Source organism: Pedobacter montanisoli, assembly GCF_022809115.1.
GTDB classification, from domain to species: Bacteria; Bacteroidota; Bacteroidia; order Sphingobacteriales; family Sphingobacteriaceae; genus Pedobacter; species Pedobacter montanisoli.
Window position 1 is genome coordinate 890,073 of sequence record NZ_JALGBH010000001.1, and the last position, 26,394, is coordinate 916,466.

The window sequence follows — 26,394 nt, forward strand, 5'->3', positions numbered from 1 at the left end:
CTACTTCTTATTAAACAAGGCATATAATATACCTGAACAGGTTAATATGGACAATATATAAAGAGAAGCAAAAAAATCAAACCCACATTTCCAACAAAATAGGTTTTCTATCGAAGCCGTCTTATCCTTTAATAACCAGGTCGAGGCGATTAATAGAGAAGACAACACGCCAAATAAAGCCGGTTTATACTTTTTCATTTTTTTCAATACGTGAATATGGTTTTCATATTCTTTTATTTCCTCATTTTTTTCGTTTTTTATATAGAATGAAAAGAATGATCTTTCTTCGAATGAATCAAGAGATTTTGTGGTTATTGGTATTCTCAACTTATCAAAGGGAACACTAATAAAGTAATTATCTGTTATTATAATACTTACATCGTTAGAGGAAGATTCTATTGTTAGGGTATTTTTTGATTCGTTTTTATTTGCTACAATTAGATTTAGTGTGTAAGAATTTCCGTGACGAAGAGTATAATAATATGAATGATTAGATTTATCAGTATTAAGTGCAATATTTCTCCCTTTATTATCTGTAACTCCTTCTATCTTATAGAAAAAATGATTAGTAAATGCCAAGCTTATTTTCTCAATAATTTTTCTCCAAATCTCATCTTTAGATATTGCCTTGGTTTTAAAGAAAAAAATATTATCATTAAATTGAATCTTTGCAAGATTGGTTAAATCACAAAATTTACCAAGTTTAAAATAATAATGATAGATTTCAGTCTCTGTATTGTATTCAAAATCAATAATTTCCCCCTTTCTAATAGGGATGTATTCTAGAGTTTTTCCATTTTGAAGATGTTTGAAAACTAAGATAACCTCTTTGCCAATTAATTTTCCTCTGGTTTTGGAATCTAGGTCTCCAATCCATTGATCTTGATATCTAAAATGCTCTATTGCATTTTCTGGTTTTGCTAATATTCGATAAACATCAGCTTTGTAAAGCTCTCTACTATTTGAGCTTACAGCTATATAAACTTCTTTCATCTTAAGCTAATTCTAATTCCCATCTAAATTTTTTATACTGATAGATAGAGAGGTTATCTCTATACTTTCCGTCGATATTGGTTTTATGGCTCCAATTATTGTGTGGCTGTACGGTTGCTTTTTTTTCCCACCCAGCACCCCTTAAAGACGAGCCGCTTTCGTAATCTAAAGTGTAAGTTAGGATTCTCTTCCCACCCATTGTTTTCCATATTTTTGCGCAGTTTGAAAGAAGAAAGCTAGCAGCTCCTTTAGGAGCCTCTTCGCAAATACACAAACGTGTAACCTCAAGAGTATAACCGTCCATGTAAGTTGCCGATACTGGATTTGCACAAATTGCAACCCCTATTGTTTTTCCAGTAATATTGTCGATAGCAGAAATTGCCCATTTGCCACAGTTTCTAGATGTCGGCCTATGATGTCTATGGTGTTTTAAAACAAAAGTATTTGCTTCTTTTATAGTAGTAGGTTTAGTCGAGAGGCGTGTTGACATATTTTCTTTTTCAATTTAACTGGTCGTATGATACAATAAATTATACGTATGTCTATTTTAATTAGGAATTTGAGAAAAAGCAATCTTTATTACCTTAATTTAGAATTATTCGTTGTCTATCCTTGTTTAAATTCATGTTCGTTATGGAACTTTAAGGCATCCAAATGTGGATGATCACTTGGTTTTTTTGGCAGAAATATTTTTTTTGCTTTAAACTGGCCATAATATGAGCTTGTTATCTCTTTATTGAGGATTACTGTCTTATTTTTATAATTTATAGTTAAGAATCCGAGGTCGAACAATATGTGAATGTCAGACCTTAATAATAAGCCATTCTGGATATGGTTAGTCTGATCTCCTTTATAAGGCATGATATGACACGCTTCTAAAGTGCTTACGACATCGCAGCCTGTCACGGCACATTTGTATTCGTATGCCCGTAGTAATTGGTCTCTAAATGATTTTTGCCCTCTTCTTGCCGTAATTTGTCGAGCAATTTTTGTTCTGGCATCTGCTAAATTTTGTGGGTCAAAAGCTTGGTCGTTTGCTCCAGTATCTGCTTTTTCAGCTATAGTCAAATCATCTTTTTTGGCTAACCCCAAATTGTAAAGAGCGATATCTAAGGATAAAGAAATATGATCTAAAAGCTGTTTTTCATCAATAGAGCCGAAGTAGAATTCTCTTGGGTTTTCAAAAACGTTATTATATTTTGTAGTTGGCCGTAAACCATCAACATCTATATTTAATTTAATTCCTCGTTGTTTTCTTATAACTGTATTTAATCCCTTTGGGTTCGTGATCGATTCGGCACATCCTACTAAGATCCCCCTTCCCAGAATATCGAAACACATTACAACATAAATGCCATTACTTACTTTTTGATTACGTGGCAAGATGGAAACATGTAATATGCTAGGAAAATTTGCCTGACCCTTTGAAATCTCTATTTTTAGCTTCTCCACCTTATCACTTAAATAGTTTTCTAAAGAGGTTTTTAAATTCTCTAATTCCGAAAGTACAGGTAATAGGACAGGGTCGTTGACGCTAATTCCACTACCTCGAATACCCGGATTTTTTTGTCTAAAATAAAGTAAGTTGTTAATAGAATGTATCATTAAGTGATTTTCTTTATATTTAAATTACCATAGAAGCTTTAAAAAAAGCCCTTTCTCCTTACCTCTCTAAACTCCTACTTCTTCACCAATTTATAAAACACAGGCTTTGGCCCTCTGCCTTCTTTTGCCATATCTTTCCTATCTGTTTTCTCTATTTTTTCTTTAAAAGATTTATTGAAGCGATCTATGATTTGGCTTACCGAATACTTTTCTCCATCTTCCTCTAAAATGCTATTTGCAATATCTTCTGCTAAAAACTCTTCGCCAACATTGTAGCTTAATATTGCTTTATTAATTTGCTCATTAATATCACTTGGCGTGTAGGTGGTTTCAACAGATGGACCTTCTTCTTTTCGATAGGCGATCCGTTGTTTGGTTTTTTCTGGAAGCGAATCAAAAGAGGGGATAGGATGATGAGGGTTGCCAAACTCGAAATACCTTAAGCCAAAAACCTGAGCGACTTGTTCTAAAGTATTAAGTACAATGCCTTTCTCATTTTTTAAAATACCTTCAATTACATCTTTCTTTGTCTTTACTAAATATGCAATATCAATAGATTCTAGCTTAAATCTCTTTAAGTATTTTGCTAAAATTTTTGAGTATTCTTTAGTAAGATTTATTTTATCCATAAATAGTATAAATTATTTTTCTTTTATACTTTTATTTATTATGTTTGTTTTCAGTTAATTATAGCGACAAATAGAGTAAGGCTTAGGTCTTGCTTTTTACGATGTCACTCATGATAGAAAACCGTCAATTTTCCGCATGAGCCGATCGTGGGTTCGCTTTCTATTGAATTTTGTATCTTCGTATACTATTCAATAGGGCGAACTTCATGTAAGTCTTTTGCGGAACTCAAACTTTGGTTTGAGCGGTTCTTGACGGTACCACTATCAAAAGCTTTGAAGTTCGCCTTATTGATTCCTATCAATTCGGTTTTCTCTCTTTGCTTTTGGGTACACATCGTTACATAACCAAATATTAAACGTTATGCAAACGAAAAAATTAAGCTCCGTGCTATACCCTTACCTCTGGGAGCTAGGGTACAGGTATTTCCAGTTACTCTTGTTAAAGAACGTATTCCGTTCGCCATCGTAGCTGCGGCAAGAAACCAGGCAAAATAAAAAAGCCGTAAAAGAGGCAATGTGGAGAGAGCGCACATTGGATCTAAGAGGTTCGTATTTAGCTTGGTGCCAGCCCTTAAGCTTTTTAGGCTAAAAGTTGCACATACAATGGTTTGTCGTAATACCTAAGGTAGGCATCTTTTTCTTAATAAGCAACACGGTTTACCGTAAGGGCTGGTTATTCATGATAAAATTAACTTCAGTTTTTCTTATTCCCTTAACCAAATGAACAGAAAACCAAATACTAACCACTTAAGTATACCTGGCTGTAAAAGCGGTGGTGGTTTATGGTTTTTTGCTCGCACACACAACCCGCAATTGTTTTATCCATTTGATCGGCTTTATGCTTTAAAGCCTAAAAACCCAGTTTAGCCATAAGGCTTAACTGCCGCTTTTCTCATAAAATTTAGGTTAATAGTTCTAAAGCGGCAGTTTTTATTGTATTAAACAAACCACTAAAAACTTAAAACCATTTAAAATATGTTTAAAAAAATAACGCTTTTAGGCGTACTGGCTCTGCTATGCCTAAATTTTTTAGCTATGGCTCAGGCATCCCTATCTGAAATAAAGCCCTTAAAAGTAGGTGATAAACTGCCCGATAGCTTTTGGCAACAGGAGCATAACATCTACGCGAATGGGCAAACAACAAAACAAACATTAGCGCAATACAAGGGCAAACTGCTCATTTTAGATTTTTGGGCTACATGGTGCGGCAGCTGTATTGCCAAGTTTCCACTGCTCAATAACTTGCAGCAAGCATTCGCAGGTAAAGCCAATATCCTATTAATAAACAAGGTAAAAACAGATGCCAATCAGCCTAAGGTGATACAGGTATTTGATAGGCACAACATGGGCTTACAACTAGGTACCATATTAAGCGATACCTATCTGGGCGTACTGTTTCCCCATTGGCAACTGCCACATTATGTTTGGATAGGAGCAAACGGAACATTAATAGGTATTACCAATTCTGATTTTATCAATGCAGCTAACATAGAAGCACAAACGTTAAATGCCCAAAAAGTGGAGGGCAGGCCATGAGAAAGTTATTGATGGTTTGGTGTTGCTGCTGCCTTTACTTCGGTGCACAGGCGCAATATGGCATCAAATTGAGGGATGCGGAAACCAACATGCCTATCCATACGGCTACGTTAAAGCTATTGGGTGCTAACAAGATTTTGCCAAGCAATGCCAATGGAGAAATCACATTAGATGGGTTAAGTGGCAGGCAAAGGGTAAGCGTTGCGGCAATGGGCTATCAAACTGATACGTTAATGCTCAACCTGCCATTTACACAATGGTTGCTACATCAACTTAAACCTGTAGCAACACAGTTAAATGAGGTCATCGTAAATACAGGCTATCAGCAATTGCCAAAAGAACGGGCTACGGGAAGTTTCAGCGTGGTCAATAACAAGACCTTCAACGAGCAACAGGGAGTAGATGTGCTCAGTAGGCTAGAGGGTATCACTCCGGCACTAAGTGTCGATCGCCGTACCTATGCAGGCTCCATCATGGTACGTGGATTAAGTACCATCAACGGTGATCGCTCACCACTCATCGTGGTCGATGACTTTCCCTATGCAGGGGAGCTATCCAACCTTAACCCTAACGATGTGGAAAGTGTAACGGTATTAAAGGATGCCGCCGCGGCCTCTATTTGGGGAGCGCAGGCAGGTAACGGAGTTATTGTCATTACCACAAAAAAAGGGCGGTTCAACCAAACTATGCAAATAAATGTAAGCACTGGCTTGCTCCTCAACCAAAAACCAAAACTGGCCAATTATAATAATTTGAGCAGTGCCGAAATGATCGAGGTAGAGCAGTTCCTGTTCGGCAAGGGTTTTTACAATACACAGGAAAACTCTACAGCGCGTATTCCGCTTTCGCCGGTGGTCGAGTTGCTGATTGCCAACAGGGATGGGCAATTGGGCGCCGCCGAGCTGAGCGATAGGCTCCGCATGCTTTCCGAAAAAGATATTGTACAGGAATACCGCAACCACTTTTACGGCCAGCCATGGCTGCAGCAATATCATCTAGATATAAGCGGTGGTAATGCACTGAGCAAGTGGTATCTTTTTACTGGATATAATCAAGGTAAAGATGCTCTAGGGGCATACAGTGATCGTTTGAACTTAAAATCCGATTATACCTTCAAGTTGGGCAAAAAGATGGAGCTGACTGCGGCAGCATGGCTCACCTTGCAGAACAACCAGAGCGGTAGGCTGGATTTTAGCCAGTTAACAACCAGCAATGGCCTGTTACCACCTTATACAACTTTTACAGATGCAGATGGTAATGCCCTATCGATAATGAAAAATTATAGGGAAAGCTATACAGCTCAATTGGGGCAGGGAAAATTGCTCGACTGGAAATACTATCCCTTAAATGAAGGAAATGAGGTGCTAAGTACTGGAAAGCAGATGGATGCCCTTTTTAATTTCAAGTTGAGCTATCAGCTATCAAGTGGTTTACAGTTCACGGCCAATTATAGTACACAGGTGGCCAGAAATATAACAGGCACAGATTACGGTGCTCAAAGTTACTACGTGCGTAACCTGATCAACCAATTTACACAACTGAACGGCAACGAAGTCAAACGTACCATTCCTTTGGGTGGCATTAGCCAGGAGAGTAGGGTGCTGCTCAATAACCAGAACTTGCGTACACAGCTCAATTTCAAACAGCGCTGGGCAGCGTTCGACCTAAATATACTCGTTGGTGCCGAAATGCGCAGTACCAAGCGCAACACAAAGAGCAACGGTATGTACGGCATTGATCGGGAGACCTTGCTGAGCAGCCCTGTAGATTATCAAAATGCCTATACCAATATCATTAACGGCAATAGCCAGTTCATTCCTTATCTCGCAGATGCCTTTGGCGAGGTAAACAACTATATTTCCGCTTATACAAACGGGGCATTATCTTATCAAGGTAAGTACACACTGTCTGGCAGTGTCCGCCGCGATGCATCCAACCTTTTCGGCGTAGCTACCAATAATTTATGGAATCCTTTATGGTCGCTCGGTGTTTCCTGGCTCGCAACCGAAGAAAAATGGTTAAGGTGGCAACCGTTAGGCTATCTGCGTTTGAGGCTTACCTATGGCAGTAGTGGTAATAGTGATTCTAGAAATGCGGCACTAACTACCATTACCTATACAGGTGTTTCCAACTTTACAGGTACACCCACGGCGGGCTATAACAATTATGCCAACCCAGATTTAAGGTGGGAAACGGTAAATACGCTAAACGCTGGTTTAGATAGCAAATGGTTCAACGGTAGGCTAGCACTTTCGCTAGAGTATTATCGAAAAAGGTCTTATGATCTCATCGCCTCCGACCCCATTGATTACACGGGTGGCGTAGGTTCTAGGACAAGGCGTAATGCGGCACAAATTACAGCAAGCGGTATAGATGTAGAGCTCGCTACGCAGAATACCCTAGGCGTGGTAAAATGGAACAGCAGTCTATTTGCTAACTTCTACAAGGATAGGGTAGATACCTATTACCTAAATTCGCTAACGGGCTCAAACTTTGTAAACGGAAGTAACGTAGTCACAGCGGTAGTGGGCATGCCGGTGTATGGTGCCTATGGTTACCGTTGGGGAGGGCTCAACCCACAAACGGGTAGTTCACGAGGCTATGTAGATGGTGTACTCAGCGAAGATTATGCTACACTTATCGGAAGCCGAACAACCATTCACGATCTGGCCTATGTTGGCCCTGTGTTGCCCAAGCTTACTGGCGCATTTGCCAATACTCTAAGTTACAACGGCTTTAATTTATCCTTTAGGTTTTCCTACAAGTTCGGGCATTACTACAGACGGCCTAGTCTAAATTATTCAGATTTGTACAACAGCCGAAATGGAAATAGGGAGTTTACGCAAAGGTGGCAGCAGTCCGGCGATGAGGCTTTTACCAATGTGCCAAGTATGGTATATCCCATTGCGGGCAACAGAAATTCCTTTTATAATTTCTCTGAAGCTACCTTGGTTAGTGGCGACCATATCCGTTTGCAGAACATAAGTTTAAGCTATGCCTTTGCCAAGCAGCAATGGAAGAAACTGCCCTTTCAGCAATTAACAGTTACTGGAAACCTTAACCAAGCGGGTTTAGTATGGAAACGCAATAATGAATCGCATGATCCAGATTATCCCTACAGCGAAGCTTTGAAAATGTACAGCATTAATGTTCAAATTAAATTCTAAACACATGAAATTAAGATATATCACTTTCTGGGTTTTCTTGTTAGCCTTTAGCAGCTTGTTAGGCTGCAAAAAGTTTTTAGAGGAGAAGCCAAGGTCTAACTTGGCCGTGCCGAGTAGCTTGAAAGATTTTCAGGCGCTATTAGATCAAAGCAATGTAATGAATGATTTGGATGCTGCTTCTGGCGAAGCCAGTGCCACAGATTGCTATTTAACTACGGCCAATTTTCTATCACGTACCGAATGGCAGCAACGAATGTACACCTGGCAAACCAGCGAGGTTTATGATCGCATCACCAATGAATGGGCCAATTTATACAATGTGGTCTACAGGGCAAATACGGTAATCTCTGGTATAGATGAGGTGGAATTAACTACCACTAATGCTGCCGAGTGGCGGAATGTAAAAGGACAGGCACATTTTTACAGGGGGAAAATGTTCTTATTGGGCTTAAGTATCTGGAGCAAGGCTTATCATCCCACTACCGCTGCAACTGAATTGGGCATTCCACTTAGGTTAAATGTCAATTTTAATGAAACATCTGTACGGAGCAGTCAGGCTACCTCTTACGCACAGGTTTTGGCAGATCTTACTTCAGCTGCCCAATTGCTACCCAATGTTCCCGTGCACGTAATGCGTCCTAGCAAGCCTGCAGCTTATGCGCTATTGTCTAGGCTATATTTGCAGATGGGGAATTTCGAGAAAGCTAGTTTGTATGCAGATTCTTGCTTGGCCATCAGATCAGAACTGATCGATTATAATACCTTAAATGTAGCTAGTAATTTTCCAATTGCCGCTTTTGGAAAAGAGGTGATCCATTCGAGCATGGTGCAATTGTTAAGTACCATCAATCCAAGTACAGCCCGAATAGATCCATTGTTATATGCCTCCTACTCCGATAATGACCTGCGAAAAACCGTCTTTTTTCTACGCAACAGCGATGGAACTTATAGGTTCAAGGGCAGTTATCAAGGTTCTGCCAATCTGTTTAGTGGCTTAGCTACCGATGAGATGTATTTGAACCGAGCCGAATGTAAAGCGAGGCTCGGGCAACAAGAATTAGCCTTGCAAGACCTTAATCTGTTATTAAGGAACCGTTACAAGACCGGAACATTCGTCCCCTATACATTGGCAAATACTACCGACGTATTAAAATTGGTATTGGAAGAAAGACGTAAGGAGTTATTGATGAGAAATTTGAGATGGGCAGATATCAAACGGTTAAATATACTTGGTGCAGGAATAACCTTGGAGCGAACCGTAAACGGGCAAACTTACCTGTTGCCCGCAAATTCACCTCGTTTTGCCGCACCCATACCAGAGGTAGTGATAGAGTTGAGCGGTATGCCACAAAATAAATATGATTAAACCCTCTATAACGTTATCGATCAATTGCTCTTCCTATAATTCTCTTACAGAATGTAAGATACACACAATTAATTATGCAATTTGTATCTCCCCCTTTTGGAGGGGGTAGGGGGAGGAGATAATAAAATAAACCAAAGTTTGATTAAAGTACTTAGGGGCTGAAACGCCCTTAAATAATGCTATGGCTCTACCACTTCATTTTTATAAGATTGAATTCTGTTAGTTTCAATCATGTCGGTTAACGAAGGGTTTTGGTTAATAAAATCCTGGATATCGGTATACTCTCCAGAATCAAACTGCACCAGACAAGGGATTTCGTCCCCAGGTTCGCAACCCTCAGGACTGGGTTGGCTGGAAACGTCATCCCAATTTGAAGCGGTATGGAGTCCCGTTTCATCGTTACCAGTATAACGGTATTTTAGTGTGGCAGTTTTTTTTGACGAAGTAAAAGCACTCACCATAAACACCAGCCCAAACACCACTAACAGCGTAGCTAGGCCAAATAATAATTTTTTTAAGTTTTTCATCATTTAAAGACTGCTTTGTTGCATTTGAAAAAGCAGACCAAAAAGTTTAGAGGTTAATAATAGGCAGCATTGTTTTGTACTAAGAACGTTTACACCCTCCGCATAAAAATTTAAAACTAAGCCGGTACGGGTAAAGGCCGGATAAAAGCTATGTGTTTTGCTGCACAGAACAAAGTTAGCCCGGTTTTACCATGCCTGCAGTTACAAAAAAGATTAAAAAAAGCTACGAAATCTTAACTTTTTACCAGTTGGCAATCAAATAATTGTAGCTTACGTTGAGGTAAGCAGCCACATCTTTCTTTTTCAGGTAATTAATACTTGATGCAAAATGATGTTTAAACTGTTGTAAACGCTGCGGTACAGGAAGTTCTATAATGAGAGTTCTGAGGTTAAGCTGCTGTATATATTGGTATTTAAGATGATCATATGTAACCTTTAATTCTTTGTGAAATTTATAAATTTCTTTGAGTTGGGTCATCTCAAAAACTAAAATTAAGCTAGGTTGTATAGCTTTAAAATAATGGTTCTGATTAAAAATATCGATATAAAAACAGGTATTGTAGGATATGAAATTTACAATTCGGGGCTGGCTGCGTTGTAAAGTATCATACTCTTTGAGCAGGCCTTGGGCTACATAATAAAGTGAACCCATTTCAAGCTTTATGCCTTCATTAGGTTTTACAGACACTACTTTGGCACATTGAGAAATGGCCAACCAAGCCTGGGGATGTAAGGCTCCTTGTTGCAAAAGGAAAAGTTTAAGTGCAGATAAATGTAGACTCATCATAACTTACCTCCTATTTAGATGTATAAAATAAATATTTTAAGTAACTGTGAGCGTAATCGGCAAATAAGACGAGAGGATACAGGTAGAATAAACCTAATATACTAAATTTATTGTTAAGGCTAATGACTTTCTAAAATGAAATAAGGACGAAGGATAATCCTTGGATTTGCAGGCTATTGTCTAACCCCATGGGAAACTTTTATAAAAACAGGGGTCTAGAGGCCTATCAAAAATGATTAAGCATGGGTTTACTTAGCAAGTAAATGTTGGTTCTTTAGTGACCATTTTAGTAAAGCATTGGTTTCATCGTTAAGTCTCAGTTTACGGCAAATATTATGTCGGTGATTCTTGATGGTATAAGGGCTAAGATTTAATATACTGGCTATCTCAGGAGTTGTTTTTTGCTGGGCAATCAGTCTAAGGATATTGAGTTCACTCTGGCTGATCGTCTCGTTAAGATCTGCTGCTGGTTGCGGCAGATTTTCTTTTATTTTTTTGATTGCTGGTAAAATGCCTGCATACAATCTGTTTTCATCCAAAGGTTTGATGATATAATTAAGAGGTTCAATTTCAAAAGCCCTGTTAATCATATTCATAGATTTATATGAGGTAATAAAAACGGTTTCGAAAGTATGAGATACCTTTAATTGTCTAAGTAATTCTATTCCATCCAGCTTATCGTTAAGTTCTATATCACATATGACCAGCTGTGGAATAAAATCAGGAAAAAGGTGTTCTACCTCATCAACAGAAATAGCGATTGCAATTTCAAAAGCGGAAGATATGTTTTGTACCTGTTGTTCTATAAAGCGGGCAATTACAATTTCGTCTTCTATAATTAATATGCGCATGGTTCTATCGTTTTGAGAAAGTAAAAGAATAATAAAATCCTGATGAAGTATCGATTTGTACCTGACCTTTAAGTTGTCGGGTTAAGTCTTTGATCAATGAAATACCCATAGAAGAAGAATCACTTGAAGGGTTAGTTCTTTTCCCATTATCATGGTAAGTTAATTTTACCTGATCCTGAGATAAAGAGATATTGATTTTTATTGCAGGATTGGCACTATGGCTTGCAAAAGCATGTTTGAAAGTATTGGTAAAAAGCTCGGTCAGGATCAATCCAAAAGGTAAAGATTGTTTGGGATGAAGCGAAAGTTCGCCATCGGCCTCTATGGTTATTTGTACTTGTTTTAAAGGATCATATATATTTTGCAGATGAAAGCTCAGATCCTTTGTTAAGGATACGAGTTCTATATATTGTTTTTCTGTTTCGGTGTTCAGGTGTTCATTTACCAGCATCATTGCTTTGATCCTTCCCTTCATCTCGTTAAAACCGTATTGATCTTGTGCCAGCTCTGTTCCGGGTAGCTGAAAAGAACTTAAGCCATATAGCATCTGCAGATTGTTTTTTACCCTGTGGCTTAATTCATCCATTAAAGTCTGAATATGATTACGATGGTTGATCAGTTCCTGTTGCTGTTCTTGTAACCTGTGATTGGAAGCCTGCAATTCGAGTGTACGCTCTTCTACTTTGCGTTCTACAATAATGTTATGTTCCTGATGCAGCCTGTTTAATTGCTTTAGCGTTTCTATTTTTTCATGCTCATGTTGCTTTAACTTTAGGTTGATTCCGGTTAAAAACAATATGGTAATAAGTATGATACAAGTCTGTGTAATAATAGGTGCATAAACAAAACCTTGCTCATGCAATACGGCAGTCATACTCACCAGACAAATTGCACCTAAAACAAATACGATAATGCCATAGAGTAAAAACCGTTGACTGTTATCTAATTTTTTCCACAAAGTAAAAGTGGAAATGATGTAGCTTACATGAACCACAGAAATATAAAGGTTGATCTGATTGGTTAAGTAATAATTTGAGGTTAAAATATTGTTGAGCAAACAAAGCACAGAGAAGACAGGTAAGCCGATAATGACTATGCGACTATATGAATAAAGCCGAGGACTATTTTTTCTGACTTCCAGAAAATCGACCATTAAAAGGTAAAAACTTAATATTCCCAAGTGCAAGAACACCAGCACCAGGAGCCATCCTGTTTCAGGCTGCATAGGAAATAGAATATCTATATAGGCAGCTCCTAATGAGAAACCATAAAGGCCCAAGAACAAGATAAATAGGCTTACCCATAAAAAAGGTCTATAGTGGTTTACTAACCAGGAAAGTGCCGAATAGATGAAGAGCACACATAAAGCTCCCTGTAGCCATGCATTGACAATATCTATGGTTTTTTTGTAATAAAGGCTGTTATAAGTAGTTTGTAAGGTGAAATTAAAATCGGGGGGATATTTTTTGGTATGCTTTATTTTAAATAAAAGTTGATAAGTGATGCCCCTATTAAAGGAAACATTAAACATAAAGCGACTGTCTCCGGGATAAATAGCATTTTTTTTTCTAAATGCACCAGCTTTACGATGACTTATCAGTTTTTCTCCTTCAAAGAGATAAAGTTCTACAAAGGTAAGATGAGGAAAGGTAATGCAAAAATTGCTGTAGTTTAAGCCTTGATCTGTTTTTAAAGAAGCTTTTAACCAGATAGTATGATCGGGAGAACTTATAGAAAACTGATTAAGACATTTAAGATCAGATGTCTGCCTGCGTAGGATATCTGTAGAGCTATAAATATCTAAAGAGTCTTCAACTGCATAGAAAAACGGCTTCAGCAGAATGTTTTTTTGAGCGTTTTTTTCAGATAAAAAGATCTCCTTACCCTGGCATACCGAAGATATGCCCAGCAGGATAAGAAGATAGAGCGTAAGACCTGAAACAAACTTCATGTAGCGTTAATCTATTTAAATTTTTGCCTATAGTCTGGCTTAAAAACTATAAATAAAAACTATATGTATTGGTGTGTCGGATATGTTTAGTTTATAACTACTAAATTAAAAATATTTATTTCATAATTAAAGGATAAAGACAAAACAGACCTATGGGTCTATATGATTTATAGGTATAGCCTCATAAATTTGAGTTTATAATTAACAATCTGTTCTCAGCCAATCTATCTTAACGTAATGCAGCAAAAAATAGATATATCCCAAATAAAGGAAAAACTAGAGATTGCCTGCAGCACAATCTTGTTACCCGGAGATTTTCATGCGGCATTAGTGCCCGCCATAAATGAATATACTTCCATGCTCTTCGAACTGGCAGGCATAAACAGTGAAAGCGATGAGCAGAGAACAGATATTTTTACTCATACAGGTAAAGCGATCGGTCCGTTTTGGGCCGCGGCCTGTGTGCGTGAAGTGCTAAGGACACAACGTTTCTGCAGGGGGATCTATGAGGCTGTGAAAGATTGTCTCGTTAAACAAACTACAAAACCAATACAAGTGATCTATGCGGGTACTGGTCCTCTTGCAGCCTTGGCAATTCCAACCATGATGCAATTCAGGCCCAATCAGGTACAGTTTACATTGCTGGAGATTAATCCTGTTAGCTATGCTAAACTGCAGCAGCTTTTAACCATACTTGATTTGAATGCATACGTAAAAGAATTTGTTCTGGCCGATGCTGCTACGTGGAAGGTAACAGATACAGCAGATATTGTGGTAAGCGAAACCATGAACGGTGGTTTACGCAACGAACCTCAAATAGCGATTATGCTCAATTTAGCTAGTCAACTACCCGAAAACACCCTACTTATACCTGAAGAAATAACTGTTGCTTTGGCAACACCCCGAAAAGAGAATGAACCCTTGCTTTTAAAAGAGCTGGGCAGATTTAACAAAGAAAGCTATCGTGAAATTATAGCAGGTTCAAATGCTGATAAATGGTCTTTTAAGGAGGTCGTTTATGAACCGGATGAAGAAATAGGATCTAAACTGATGCTTACAACGAATATAACCGTTTACAAAACCGATAAACTCGGTTATAACGATTGCTCATTGACATTGCCTTATAGGGTAAAAGGGGATTTCAACGAAGCCAAAACACTGAAGTTTGCTTATAAACTGAGCGAACAGACAGGATTTAATGTATATGCCGGATAGATGATGAAAATCATATAATAACTAAACTGATGAAAATTATTGTTTTTGCCAACCATCTTGCTGTTTTGCCCGCATTGGATCATTTTCAAAAATCGGGCTGGTTGCAGGCTGTAGTTTCTACAGATAAATTGCAGGGACCAAATTTTCAAATCAGAGATTATTGTGATCGGACAAATATTCCCTTTTATCAGGTAAGCAAAAAACAACTGAACGAAGATTTAGCCCATAAAATAGATTTGCAACAAGCAGATTTGGCTATCATGTTTGGTTTTTCTTACCGCATACCCGAGAAAATATTCAGTACGCCCAAGCTGGGTTTTTATAATGTACACTTTAGCTTGTTGCCTGCTTACAAAGGACCTGACCCTATATTCTGGCAGATTAAAAATGGTGAAACCACTGGCGGAATTTCCATTCATAAAGTGAATGCGGCATTTGATGAAGGCGAAGTGCTAATGCAACAGCAAATCTCTTTTATACCCGGCGAAAATTGGGGTATCTGTAATAGTCGTTATGCTGCTGTAGCACAGAATATGCTGATACAATTTACCCAAAATCTGTATAATGGAAATGAATTACCTGAGGTACAAACACAGCAAACCTCAACCTATTATAAAATGCCCGAAAGGCAAGACCTTACCATAGATTGGGAACACATGAGCGCTGGGGAAATAGAAAATCTGATAAACGCAGCAAATCCATGCTATGGAGGGGCAATTACTTATTTAAACCATCAGCCGGTAAGCATTTTGGAGGTTACGCCTGCTAATTTATCCTCAAACGGAGAATATAAATCAGGAATAATTGTTTACAGCCAGCCAGATAGCGGAATTTTTGTGGGCTGCAAGCAGGATGAGTATTTAAGAATTAACATAGTGCAAACAGCAGATGGCGTATTATCGGGATTTAAGCTGGCCGCTTTAGGTTTGCAGACAGGGCAAAGTTTTGAAACAATGGTAGTTAGTATACCTGAAACCACTTTAACATAAATCACTAAACATATATGGAAACATTTTATTCATCAATTATCTTATGGCCTTTAAATTGGGCGCCTGCAGGGTATTTGCTCTGTCAGGGACAGGAGTTGCTGGTTAATCAATATCCCGCACTCTATTCGCTCATTGGGCAAACTTATGGTGGAAGTGGGCAAAGCACATTTAAATTGCCTGATCTGCGAACTTACATTCCTGTGGGAAAGGGACAAATTCCGGGGTCTTTGAATTTAGATTTGGGAAAAACGACAGGAGAAGCTCAGCATACTTTAAATGTTAACGAAATGGCTTCACATTCGCATGCAGGAAATATAGGCGGAGTAGTTACACTTGCAGTTAGCAATGCCAATGCCGAAGCATCAATTCCTACTGCGGGTAGTTCTATTTCAGTAGCAGGAACAAGCACAGGGGGAGTTTTTGCTCCAAGACAAAACTTTGTAATGTCTGACCCTGATACTACCCTAAACCTTGGGTCTATAGGTATAAGCACACAGGGTAGTGGTGTTACAGCTGTTAACGGTGCTACAGGAGGTTCGCAAGCTCATAACAATATGCAGCCCTATTTGGTGCTAAATGCAATTATTAGTATTGACGGGCCAGTATATCCCTACTTCAATGATTAACCTTAAAAATTAGAAAATGATAGATGCATATGCAGGAGCCATTATATTATGGCCATTAAATAGAATACCAATGGACTGGCATCTTTGTGATGGCAGCTTATTAAATATTAATGAGTACCAGTTATTATACGCATTATTGGGAACAAGATACGGAGGCGATGGTAGGACAAATTTTGCCTTACCAGATTTAAGAGGCCGTGTACCCATAGGTGCAGGACAGGGGCCGGGGCTTACTTCTCGTGTACTGGCACAGACTGGTGGTGAAGGAACACATACTTTAACCCTAGCAGAAATGCCTGCTCATATTCATACCGCTACTGCTCAGGGGGCTGCAAATGTAAAAGCAGTCCTTAATGTAAGTTCAGCGAATGCCTCGCAAACTGCTGCAACAGCCAATGCCACGCTGGCAATCGCAGGCTCAGGTTCAGGCAGATCATTCAGCCCAGTGTTAAAATATGGTAATAGTGCTCCTACAGTAATCCTGAACAGTAAATCTGTAACCCTTTCTGGAGATTATATGAACACTGGAACAGGGAGTGGAGCAAGCCATAACAATGTGCAGCCTTCTTTTGCACTTAACTTTATTATATGCACAAACGGACTTTACCCGGATTTTAATCAATAATTAAAAAGAAAAAGATATTATGGAAGCTTTTATAGGTTCAATTATGCTATGGCCACTTGAAAATGTCCCTCGTGGTTGGCATGTTTGCGATGGGACAAGTTTACAAATAAGAAATTATCAGGCTTTATATTCGCTGATAGGTACAACTTATGGTGGAAATGCAAGTACTGATTTTAATTTGCCCGACCTTAGAGGGCGCGCTCCTCTTTTTGCAAACATGACTGTGCCGCAATTTCTACTTGCTACAAAAGGTGGAGAAGAAACACATGTTCTAACAAGTAATGAGATGCCTCAGCATACACATGCTGCAGGTGCAGTAACAAACCTATCTGCGCAGTTAAAAGTATCCGCACAAAATGCTTTACAACCGTTACCTGCACAGGGAGCAACTATTGCAACCAGTGGGGTAAATAACGCCGGAAGCTTTACTGCAGATGCAAACTATAACCAGGCAACCCCAAATGTGGCTCTGAATGACCAATCTGTGGTAGTTCAGTCAGTGACTGCCTCAACGAGTATTGCTGGAGCATCTGCTCCGCATAACAATATGCAGCCCTATTTGGTTATGAACTATATCATTTGCTTAGTCGGACTTTATCCTCCCAGACCTTGATAGATGAAAAATACAGGGAAGATTAATCTTTCCTGTATTCAATAGACCATTGTGGAATGTGCTGAAAAGAATAATATAACCTGAAAGAACCGAATTGGTTCAAAGTATGGAAAGAACTGATGCAAACAGGATTGGTAATGGTAGATTGGGAACTGTGGATCACAACATGATCCCATACCTTTACAGTAGTAAACAGGCACAGATCGGGTACAGAAAAAGAAAGAGAAGAAGTGGTAAACCAGGGTGTATAATGGATTTTTTCCTGTCCGCAATCAGAAAAATTATTGTTTAAATCTAAACTGAGAACAGATTTAGCAAGGACAACACGTTCTTTAAAAGATGTATTGGAAAGAATTAAATCGCTTTCATTGGAAATCTGAAGATTAGGCTCTGAATTAAAATCTGCATATAGCAAATCGATATTGATTTGTTCAGGTATGAGAATACCGTCTTTACAGATTTGCTTGGCCAGATTAGCCGTAATGGCAATTTGTGGCTCTCTATTCAAAGCTTCAAACATGGTTTCAGAGATGACCATATGAAGATTTTTAGCAGAGGGATAAGTGTAGGTAATGGCGTCTGTATGTAAAATTTCAGAAACGAAGGAATTGAAGCCCAGCTGACTAAATAAAGATTTAACGGATTTAACTGACTGGCTGCTGATATCTAATAAAGTAAGGCTTAAGCTTGCTTGAGGAAGAAGGGAAAGTACAGGCAAAATAATAGTAGCAAAAGGCCCGGTACCGGCATATAAAATATTTAATTGTTCATGAGGAAAGCGTTTAAAAAGTTCGAGAATAGCGAGGTAAGTTCCTTTGATAAAGCGTACAGTTCTGATGTGCTCCAGAGCACAGTTGGCCGCTTGTAAAGGAGATAAAGCAACCCCTCCTGTGAGGGTGGTTTCTTCATCACTATAACAGGTTTCAGGAAAAGTTAGGCTGTTTAGAAAGTCGGCATAAGCCTTTCCGGCATCGAACTCTTCGGCTTTCGTTTTAGCGTGAACAATAGAAGTAGCAATTTTAAAAAGAAAATTATTCATTTAAGCTCTAAGAAATTTTTGATAAAGTAATACTTTTAGGGCTGAAAAAGAAAAACAAACAAACTATTAATATGGTAAAACTTTACACAAGTTTATTTTTAGGAGTTTTCATAAGTTTACTGACCTTTACGGCACAGGCGCAAATCATAGAGGACTTCAGGAATATAGGTAATGGAACTCTCGTTAAAAGCTATCTAAACCCTAACACATCAAGAAAATATACCTTTACAGGGCGATTGCATGGAACAATTTATCCAGGATTAGGTCATGGAGGAGATGATTATATTATTGATACTTACGATGATTGTTTAACTACAGTACCAGGAGCTATAGCTACATCTATAGGAAGTATTAAATTAAATGAGCCCGGTTATTTAAAAATACAGAGCTTATGGGTTTTTCCTTCGAATAATTGCGAAACGGTTTCTAATTCAGGAGATATTGTATTTGTCGGTAAAAAATCTGGACAGATACAATATACTTTTACAGTGCTTGGCAGTACTCTGAACAATGTTCAAGGTGTAGAAGAAGGATTTACGCTTATCAATTTTGCAAATTATTCAGCCGCTAATACTTTTGATATAGATGAACTGGAAATCCAGTTAAAAGGCAGTTTGGTTTATGCTGCATTGGATGATATTAAATATACTTTTAGCTCTCTTACACAGGCAACAAATATAAATTTTACCTCCACTCTGCAAGCGCAAACAACGCTTGACTGGACAAATGGCACAGGAACATCGAGAGCTGTTTTCATGAAAGCAGCAGCAACAGGAAATCCTGCTTTAATTGATAATACTTCCTACACCGCGAATACTATATTTGGTTCGGGAACTCAGGTTGGATCATCAGGCTGGTATTGTGTTTATAATGGAACAGGTAGTTCTGTAACAGTCACTGGCTTAACGAGCAATACTACATACCGAGCAATGGTGGTAGAGTATAATGGAGCTTCAGGCTCACAAAAATATCAGGGAGTGTCGGGTACCAATAACCCTAATAATGTTACTACCAGTGCTGTTGTTGCAACTCCTGCTATTACCACTTCAGTAACAATACTTTCGGTTTTTTCAACCTGTTCAGGAACGGCATCTGCACCACAATCTTTTACGGTATCAGGCAGTGACTTAACCGCTAATTTAATAATAACAGCGCCTGGAGGTTTTGAGATATCAACATCATCAGCTGGTACTTATGGCTCTTCTATTAGTATGTTTCCAACGGGAGGTACAGTAAGCAATACCACCATATACATTCGTTTAAGAGCGGATATTATTGGCAGCCCTTCGGGTAATATCGCTGTAAGTTCTACCGGAGCAACCTCTAAAACTATAGCAGTTAGCGGTACTGCTAACATAACCCCGGCAACACCGTCTGCTTCAAGTAATAGTCCGGTAGTTTTGGGCACTACACTTAATTTAAGTACACCTACTGTATCGGGAGCTACATATAGTTGGACTGGCCCTAATGCTTTTACTTCGAATGTACAAAACCCAAGTATTTCCAATATAACAGCAGCATCAGCAGGTACCTATAGCGTAACTGTAACTGTGACTGGTTGTACCAGTGCAGCAGGTACAACGACTGTAGTTGTAAATGCGCCTTCTGGAATTACCCCAGATGCCAGCGGCATAGTAAGAGTTAAACAAAATGGAGCCGGAAGTAAAACCGGAGACAGCTGGACCAATGCTGCCGCCGAGCTGGCAGACGCATTGAAAGTGGCCAAGACCAATACTGCCATTAAGGAAATCTGGGTAGCAGCCGGTACTTATAAACCCAAGTACAGCCCGCAGGATGGAGCAAATTTTGGAACCGACCAGGGTAGAGATAATACTTTCTTGCTGGTAAAAGATGTAAAGATATATGGTGGTTTTGCAGGGACAGAAAATACTTTGGCTGATAGAAATTTAAACCTTACAGCCAATGCCAGTATTTTGAGTGGAGACATAGATAATAATGACGCGGTTGACGGAACGATTGTGGGAAATAATGCTTACCACGTGGTAGTAAGTTCAGGCGATGCCGGAACAGCAACTTTAAATGGTTTTACCATAAAAGGAGGCTATGCAGATGGGGCAGGAAGCTTTCAGATAAGTGGAAATTCCATAGATAAAAATTCTGGAGGTGGTATGTTGATTAATAATTCCAGCCCAGGACTAACCAATCTTACCATTACACAAAATAAAGCAGCCTACGGAGCAGGTATTTATAATTTTTTCGCTAACTCTAAAATGGAATTTGTTAAGATAAGCTATAATGGAGGCGCTATTTATGGAGGAGGGATTACGAATATTCGTTCTAGTCCAAAAATAATTAACTCCCTTATCAATAATAATAATACGTCTTTTAGAGGAGGTGCAATTTATAACATGTATGGTGAGGCAGCGCCTGAATTGACCAATGTAACAATTACGGGTAATACAACCGGACCAACAGGATCAGCTATGGATAATGATGCCTCTAATGGAGTTACAGTTAAAAATAGCATTATCTGGGGCAATACTGGCACCAATGGAATTGGAGGTAATGGAGCCACAGTTAACAACAGTATAGTGCAAGGTGTATATCCCGGGACAGCTATACTCAATGCAGACCCACAATTTACCAATGCAGCAGCAGGCGACTATACGCTATCAGCTTCAAGTCCGGCTGTAAATAAAGGAAGCAATGCCTCGTTTACCGGATTAGATGCCAATACCAAAGACCTCGCAGGAAATGCCCGTGTGTATAAATATGCTAGTGCCGGTGTGATAGATATGGGTGCTTACGAGTTACAGGCCGATGCTGCAACAGCAATTACAACGGTAACCGTACCTTCTAATGTAACTTATCGTATAGGACAACAATTAAGTTTTACCATAAAATTCAGTGGAAATGTAAATGTTACCACAACAGGAGGTATACCATTTTTAGCCTTAACGATTGGCTCAACTACACGATATGCAGCTTACGCATCAGGAAGCGGAACAACAGATCTGGTATTTACTTATACCATACAATCAGGAGATTTGGATGCGAATGGTATTGTAGTAGGAAACGCTATTGATTTAAATGGAGGAACCATAACAGACGTAGCATCTAACGCGGTGGTGCTGACATTAAATGGTGTAAGCTCAACTGCAGGGGTGCTTGTAGATGGCGTTGCACCTTCGGTAACCTCTATTGTCAGATCCTCAGGAAACCCGTCAGTAACTAAGCTTTCGCAGATTAGTTTCGATGTAAGCTTTTCAAAATCAGTAACTGGAGTGGATGCGGCGGATTTTACATTAACAACAACTGGAGGGGTTATGGGCGCTGCGGTTAGTTCAGTATCAGGAAGCGGTAGTGTTTATACTGTTACGGTAAGTACGGGAACTGGCGATGGAACCATTCGCCTCGATTTGAACAGTTCTCCAACGGGTATAAAAGATAGCGCAGGTAATGATATCGCAGGCGGATATACAGCAGGCCAGAGTTATACCATAGACAAGACTGCACCTGTAATATCAGGTGTAACCAATAGTGGGGTATACAATACCAATAAAACAATTACCTTTAATGAAGGTACCGCAACGCTGAACGGATCGGCGTTTACAAGTGGTACAACGGTAAGTGCCGAAGGTTTATATACTTTGGTGGTAACCGATGCGGCAGGTAACTACACGACAATAGCTTTCACTATAGACAAGACAGCACCTATAGTATCAGGTGTAACTAATAGTGGTCTGTACAACACTGATAAAACCATTAGCTTTAATGAAGGTACCGCAACATTGAACGGTTCGACTTTTTCAAGCGGTTCAGTAGTAAGTACAGAAGGAACTTACATTTTGGTAGTAACCGATGCGGCAGGTAATAAGACAACAGTAAGCTTTACTATCGATAAAACACCTCCAACTACCTATGTAACCTCTTTAAAACTGTCAGATGACAGCGGCCCTTCTTCAACAGACTTTATCACAAATATCGCAGCCCAAACACTATCAGGGACCTTAAGTGCCAATTTACAAACCGGAGAGATAGTATATATTTCACTGGACAATGGATCAACTTATGTAGCGGCAACAGTAGCTGTTGGTTCAAATACATTTTCTTTAAACGGGGTAACACTATCGGGCAGCAATACCTTAAAAGTATATGTAGGTGATCAGGCCGGTAACAAAGGAACAGAGCATGCTCAGGTTTATGTACTGGATACACAGGCACCGGCGGCACCGTCAACACCGGTACTGACAGCAGCAAGCGATAGCGGTGTGTCTAATTCAGATCACCTTACCAATGTAACACAGCCTACTTTTACGGGTACGGCCGAACCAGGAACAACAGTAACCTTGTATAGCGGATCTACCGTATTGGGTACCGGAATAGCAACAGGTGGAAACTGGATCATTACTTTAACATCGCCACTGGTCAATGGTACTTATAGCATTACAGCAAAGGCAACCGATTTAGCAGACAATGTTAGTTCAGCTTCTTTGGCAATAGCGATTACAATAGATACCACGAAACCTTCAGTGGCTATTACCAGCAGTATATCTACCCTTAAAAAGGACGAAACGGCTACTATAACCTTTACTTTTAGTGAAGATCCGGGAGTTAGTTTCACTGCAGGAAGTATTACCGTTACAGGGGGTACAATATCGGGGATTTCAGGCATGGGTTTCTTACGTACAGCTACATTTACACCTAATGCGAATACAGATAACGGTGCCGCAAATATTATTGTTGCAGCAGGCGCTTATACCGATGCAGCAGGAAATGAAGGATCGAAAGGAGTTTTATCTCCCGATATTGCATACGATACCAAAGCACCGGCCGTACCAACGGGTTTAACCGCAATTTTTGATAACCAGCAGAGCGTGTTGAGCTGGACAGCCAATACAGAAGCAGACTTGGCATCATACAAAATTTATGGAGGTACAAGTACCAACCCAACTAATTTATTAACTACGGTAACAAGTCCAACGGTTACTTACACGCACAGTGGACTGATCAATGGAACCACCTATTATTATCGGATAACAGCAGTAGATCAGGCTGGCAACGAAAGCACTTACAGTACAGAAGTAACGGCTATTCCAAAAGCATCGCAAACCATTACTTTTAATGCTCTTGCCGCTAAAACTTATGGCGATGCAGATTTTGATGCAGGAGCCACAACAACATCGGGCTTAACCATCAGTTACAGTTCTGATAACACAGCGGTAGCAACCATAGTTGCAGGTAAGGTACATATTGTAGGAGCCGGAACCGCTAACATCTCAGCCAGTCAGGCAGGAAATAATTTCTACAAAGCTGCAGCCGATGAGGTACAGGTTTTAACCATAAACAAAAAAACACTTACTGTTGCAGCTACAGCAGTTAACAAAGTGTACGATGGAAATACCAATGCGATGGTAAGTTTAAGCGATAACCGGGTAAACGGAGATGCATTGACTTTAACTTATGCCAACGCTACGTTTGATAATAAAAACGTGGGAAACAACAAATCAGTTGAAATAAGCGGTATCAGCATCAGCGGAACAGATGCAAATAACTATACCTTTAACACCACGGCATCGGCAACGGCCAGCATCACACCAAAAAACCTGACAGTTACCGCAACGGCAACAGATAAGGTGTATAACGGAAATACCAATGCAACGGTAAGCTTAAGCGATAACCGCATCAACGGTGACATATTGACTTTAACAAATACAAGCGCAACATTTAATAACAAAAATGTTGGAACAAACAAAGCGGTAACGGTAAGCGGTATCAGCATCAGCGGAACGGATGCCGATAATTATACTTTCAATAGCACAGCATCAGCAACAGCAAATATCACGGCAAAAGCCCTAACGGTTACCGCAACGGCCACGGATAAAGAGTACGACGGAAATGCCAACGCTATAGTAGCTTTAAGTGATGACCGCGTAAATGGTGATATACTGAGCTTGGCAAATACAAGCGCTGCGTTCGATAACAAAAACGTGGGCACCAATAAATCAGTGGAGGTATCAGGTATCAGTATTGGAGGAACAGATGCGGTGAATTATACCTTTAACACCACGGCATCGGCTACGGCTAACATTACCGCAAAAGCCTTAACGGTTACCGTTACAGCAAACAACAAAATTTACGATGGAAATACCAATGCTATAGTAGCTTTAAGTGATAACCGTGTAAACGGAGATATACTGACCCTGGCAAATACCAATGCCACATTCAACAACAAGAATGTTGGTACAAATAAGCCGGTAAGCGTAAGCGGTATCAGCATCAGCGGAGCAGATGCTATAAACTATACCTTTAATACCACGGCATCGGCTACAGCAAACATTACCGCAAAAAACCTGACCATTACCGCAACAGCAACGGATAAGGTGTACGATGGAAATACCAATGCAACGGTAAGCTTAAGCGATAACCGTTTAACAGGCGATGTACTGACTTTAGCAAATACAGCAGCCACATTCGATAATAAGAACGTAGGAACCAACAAAGCGGTAAGTGTAAGCGGTATCAGTATTAGCGGTACAGATGCAGGAAACTACACATTCAATAATACTGCGGCTACAACAGCGGGTATCACTCCGGCTAAACTCAGCTATGTGGCCTCGCCGGCAACAAAAGTCTATGGAGATGCAAACCCAACATTAACAGGAACGATTACAGGTTTTGCAACAGGAGACGACCAGGCCAATGCCACTACCGGAACCCCGAGCTTTGGCACAGTGGCCAACAATGCCAGCAGTACAGGCAGCTATGCGATTACCGGCAGCGGCCTAACGGCACAGAACTATACCTTAGAGCAGGCAACGGGCAATGCAGCGGCATTGACCATAACAGCCCGCCCGGTTACCATCAAGGCAGATGCGAAAGCCAAGACCTACGGAGATAACGATCCAGCATTAAGCTATCAGATTACATCTGGAAATCTGGTAAACGGAGATACCTTTACAGGTGCGCTGCTACGCGATAACGGACAGAATGCAGGTAGCTATACGATCAAACAGGGAACGGTTGCCCTGAGCAATAACTATAACCTGAGCTACCAACCGGCAAACCTGATAATCAATAAGGCATTGTTAACCGTTACAGCAAACAACAGCTCACGCTGCTACGGAACAAATAACCCGGCATTCAGTGTAAGCTACAGCGGGTTTAAATACAGCGACAATGAAAACGGCCTGACGACCAAACCAACAGTGAGTACCATCGCCAATGCAGGCAGTGTTGCTGGTAATTACGAGCTGGTGCCATCCGGAGGCGCATCCGCCAACTATGATTTCAGCTATGTAAAAGGAACCTTGACGGTAAACCCATTACCGGTAAATACTATTGTGAGTGACAAAGGTACGAGCATCAGTAAAGGAGAAACAGCGGTACTTAGGGTAAACAGCGATAATGGAACAGGTTACAGCTGGACCACGGCGAATGGTATCATCAGCGGTCAGAGCAGTGCTGTGTTAACGGTACGTCCAATGGAAACCACTACCTATACCGTAACTGTAAAAAATGCTACGGGTTGTGAAAGCACCTCAACCATCACTATAGAAGTAAAAGAAGACTACATGGTGCAGGCCGAGAATTTCATCACACCAAATGGCGATGGGGTAAACGATACCTGGGTAATCAAGAACATAGATGCTTATCCAAACCATACGCTTTCAATCTATGACAGATCAGGAAAGGAACTGTACAAGGTACGAAACTACAAAAACGATTGGGACGGGACCTTTAACGGATCACCGTTGGCCGAAGGAACGTATTACTATATTATCCGCTTCGACCAGAACCCAGCCAACCTCGGTGCTAAAGTTGCAAAAGGATTTATAACGATAGTAAGAAGTAAATAAAAAGTTAAAAAAAAGTAGAAACTCAGGTGTCTGTAAAAAAGATGCCTGAGTTTAT

Annotated in this window: 18 protein-coding genes; 9 read left to right on the forward strand and 9 right to left on the reverse strand. The window is 39.8% G+C overall.

Annotation, left to right across the window (positions count from 1 at the left end):
• The 4 genes from MMF97_RS03905 to MMF97_RS03920 all read right to left on the reverse strand — a co-directional run bounded on the left by MMF97_RS03905 (position 1) and on the right by MMF97_RS03920 (position 3,227).
• Positions 1–993: a hypothetical protein gene (locus MMF97_RS03905; protein WP_243359371.1), complete on the reverse strand. Its 993-nt coding sequence runs from the start codon at positions 991–993 to the stop codon at positions 1–3.
• Position 994: 1 nt separating this feature from the next.
• Positions 995–1,483, reverse strand: coding sequence for an XF1762 family protein (locus MMF97_RS03910; RefSeq protein ID WP_243359374.1), 489 nt, complete (start codon positions 1,481–1,483; stop codon positions 995–997).
• Between the two features lie 116 nt (positions 1,484–1,599).
• Positions 1,600–2,598, reverse strand: a complete 999-nt coding sequence (locus MMF97_RS03915; protein ID WP_243359375.1) for an HNH endonuclease — start codon at positions 2,596–2,598, stop codon at positions 1,600–1,602.
• Positions 2,599–2,672: 74 nt separating this feature from the next.
• Positions 2,673–3,227 (reverse strand): hypothetical protein, encoded by a 555-nt coding sequence (locus MMF97_RS03920; protein ID WP_243359378.1) that lies wholly within the window; start codon positions 3,225–3,227, stop codon positions 2,673–2,675.
• 975 nt (positions 3,228–4,202) lie between these two features.
• Between MMF97_RS03920 and MMF97_RS03925 the strand changes: the two genes are divergently transcribed.
• The 3 genes from MMF97_RS03925 to MMF97_RS03935 are packed head-to-tail and all read left to right on the forward strand — an operon-like array spanning position 4,203 to position 9,296.
• Positions 4,203–4,763, forward strand: coding sequence for a TlpA family protein disulfide reductase (locus MMF97_RS03925; RefSeq protein ID WP_243359380.1), 561 nt, complete (start codon positions 4,203–4,205; stop codon positions 4,761–4,763).
• Entirely contained in the window at positions 4,760–7,930 is a 3,171-nt protein-coding gene (locus MMF97_RS03930; RefSeq protein WP_243359382.1) for a SusC/RagA family TonB-linked outer membrane protein, read from the forward strand. The genes MMF97_RS03925 and MMF97_RS03930 overlap by 4 nt, the downstream gene beginning before the upstream one ends.
• Before the next feature lie 4 nt (positions 7,931–7,934).
• Positions 7,935–9,296: a RagB/SusD family nutrient uptake outer membrane protein gene (locus MMF97_RS03935; protein ID WP_243359385.1), complete on the forward strand. Its 1,362-nt coding sequence runs from the start codon at positions 7,935–7,937 to the stop codon at positions 9,294–9,296.
• A 179-nt stretch (positions 9,297–9,475) separates the two neighbouring features.
• On the opposite strand, the gene MMF97_RS03940 is transcribed toward MMF97_RS03935, so the two are convergent.
• From MMF97_RS03940 to MMF97_RS03955, 4 genes are all read right to left on the reverse strand, one after another.
• Positions 9,476–9,826, reverse strand: coding sequence for a hypothetical protein (locus MMF97_RS03940; RefSeq protein ID WP_243359387.1), 351 nt, complete (start codon positions 9,824–9,826; stop codon positions 9,476–9,478).
• A gap of 238 nt (positions 9,827–10,064) precedes the next feature.
• Entirely contained in the window at positions 10,065–10,610 is a 546-nt protein-coding gene (locus MMF97_RS03945) for a cyclic nucleotide-binding domain-containing protein (RefSeq protein WP_243359388.1), read from the reverse strand.
• Positions 10,611–10,858: 248 nt separating this feature from the next.
• Positions 10,859–11,461 (reverse strand): response regulator transcription factor, encoded by a 603-nt coding sequence (locus MMF97_RS03950; protein WP_243359389.1) that lies wholly within the window; start codon positions 11,459–11,461, stop codon positions 10,859–10,861.
• A 4-nt stretch (positions 11,462–11,465) separates the two neighbouring features.
• Entirely contained in the window at positions 11,466–13,412 is a 1,947-nt protein-coding gene (locus tag MMF97_RS03955) for a histidine kinase dimerization/phosphoacceptor domain -containing protein (RefSeq protein WP_243359390.1), read from the reverse strand.
• 237 nt (positions 13,413–13,649) lie between these two features.
• Here MMF97_RS03955 and MMF97_RS03960 point away from each other — a divergent pair, with 237 nt between their 5' ends.
• From MMF97_RS03960 to MMF97_RS03980, 5 genes are read left to right on the forward strand one after another with little or no spacing between them, the layout of a single operon-like run.
• Positions 13,650–14,627, forward strand: coding sequence for an SAM-dependent methyltransferase (locus tag MMF97_RS03960; protein ID WP_243359399.1), 978 nt, complete (start codon positions 13,650–13,652; stop codon positions 14,625–14,627).
• 29 nt (positions 14,628–14,656) lie between these two features.
• Entirely contained in the window at positions 14,657–15,616 is a 960-nt protein-coding gene (locus tag MMF97_RS03965; protein ID WP_243359402.1) for a methionyl-tRNA formyltransferase, read from the forward strand.
• Positions 15,617–15,630: 14 nt separating this feature from the next.
• Positions 15,631–16,242: a phage tail protein gene (locus tag MMF97_RS03970; protein WP_243359404.1), complete on the forward strand. Its 612-nt coding sequence runs from the start codon at positions 15,631–15,633 to the stop codon at positions 16,240–16,242.
• Positions 16,243–16,258: 16 nt separating this feature from the next.
• Complete coding sequence (locus tag MMF97_RS03975) at positions 16,259–16,867, forward strand: phage tail protein (protein ID WP_243359406.1); 609 nt, start codon at positions 16,259–16,261, stop codon at positions 16,865–16,867.
• A gap of 19 nt (positions 16,868–16,886) precedes the next feature.
• On the forward strand, positions 16,887–17,480 hold the full coding sequence (locus tag MMF97_RS03980; protein ID WP_243359408.1) for a phage tail protein: 594 nt from the start codon (positions 16,887–16,889) through the stop codon (positions 17,478–17,480).
• Between the two features lie 22 nt (positions 17,481–17,502).
• On the opposite strand, the gene MMF97_RS03985 is transcribed toward MMF97_RS03980, so the two are convergent.
• Positions 17,503–18,519, reverse strand: a complete 1,017-nt coding sequence (locus MMF97_RS03985) for an SAM-dependent methyltransferase (protein WP_243359410.1) — start codon at positions 18,517–18,519, stop codon at positions 17,503–17,505.
• A gap of 71 nt (positions 18,520–18,590) precedes the next feature.
• Here MMF97_RS03985 and MMF97_RS03990 point away from each other — a divergent pair, with 71 nt between their 5' ends.
• Positions 18,591–26,339: a YDG domain-containing protein gene (locus MMF97_RS03990; protein ID WP_243359419.1), complete on the forward strand. Its 7,749-nt coding sequence runs from the start codon at positions 18,591–18,593 to the stop codon at positions 26,337–26,339.
• Positions 26,340–26,394: the final 55 nt, after the last annotated feature.

Coding starts and splice junctions, on each gene's coding strand:
- MMF97_RS03905 (WP_243359371.1), bottom strand. CDS start 993: ATGAAAGAAGTTTATATAGCTGTAAGCTCAAATAGTAGAGAGCTTTAC.
- MMF97_RS03910 (WP_243359374.1), bottom strand. CDS start 1,483: ATGTCAACACGCCTCTCGACTAAACCTACTACTATAAAAGAAGCAAAT.
- MMF97_RS03915 (WP_243359375.1), bottom strand. CDS start 2,598: ATGATACATTCTATTAACAACTTACTTTATTTTAGACAAAAAAATCCG.
- MMF97_RS03920 (WP_243359378.1), bottom strand. CDS start 3,227: ATGGATAAAATAAATCTTACTAAAGAATACTCAAAAATTTTAGCAAAA.
- MMF97_RS03925 (WP_243359380.1), top strand. CDS start 4,203: ATGTTTAAAAAAATAACGCTTTTAGGCGTACTGGCTCTGCTATGCCTA.
- MMF97_RS03930 (WP_243359382.1), top strand. CDS start 4,760: ATGAGAAAGTTATTGATGGTTTGGTGTTGCTGCTGCCTTTACTTCGGT.
- MMF97_RS03935 (WP_243359385.1), top strand. CDS start 7,935: ATGAAATTAAGATATATCACTTTCTGGGTTTTCTTGTTAGCCTTTAGC.
- MMF97_RS03940 (WP_243359387.1), bottom strand. CDS start 9,826: ATGATGAAAAACTTAAAAAAATTATTATTTGGCCTAGCTACGCTGTTA.
- MMF97_RS03945 (WP_243359388.1), bottom strand. CDS start 10,610: ATGATGAGTCTACATTTATCTGCACTTAAACTTTTCCTTTTGCAACAA.
- MMF97_RS03950 (WP_243359389.1), bottom strand. CDS start 11,461: ATGCGCATATTAATTATAGAAGACGAAATTGTAATTGCCCGCTTTATA.
- MMF97_RS03955 (WP_243359390.1), bottom strand. CDS start 13,412: ATGAAGTTTGTTTCAGGTCTTACGCTCTATCTTCTTATCCTGCTGGGC.
- MMF97_RS03960 (WP_243359399.1), top strand. CDS start 13,650: ATGCAGCAAAAAATAGATATATCCCAAATAAAGGAAAAACTAGAGATT.
- MMF97_RS03965 (WP_243359402.1), top strand. CDS start 14,657: ATGAAAATTATTGTTTTTGCCAACCATCTTGCTGTTTTGCCCGCATTG.
- MMF97_RS03970 (WP_243359404.1), top strand. CDS start 15,631: ATGGAAACATTTTATTCATCAATTATCTTATGGCCTTTAAATTGGGCG.
- MMF97_RS03975 (WP_243359406.1), top strand. CDS start 16,259: ATGATAGATGCATATGCAGGAGCCATTATATTATGGCCATTAAATAGA.
- MMF97_RS03980 (WP_243359408.1), top strand. CDS start 16,887: ATGGAAGCTTTTATAGGTTCAATTATGCTATGGCCACTTGAAAATGTC.
- MMF97_RS03985 (WP_243359410.1), bottom strand. CDS start 18,519: ATGAATAATTTTCTTTTTAAAATTGCTACTTCTATTGTTCACGCTAAA.
- MMF97_RS03990 (WP_243359419.1), top strand. CDS start 18,591: ATGGTAAAACTTTACACAAGTTTATTTTTAGGAGTTTTCATAAGTTTA.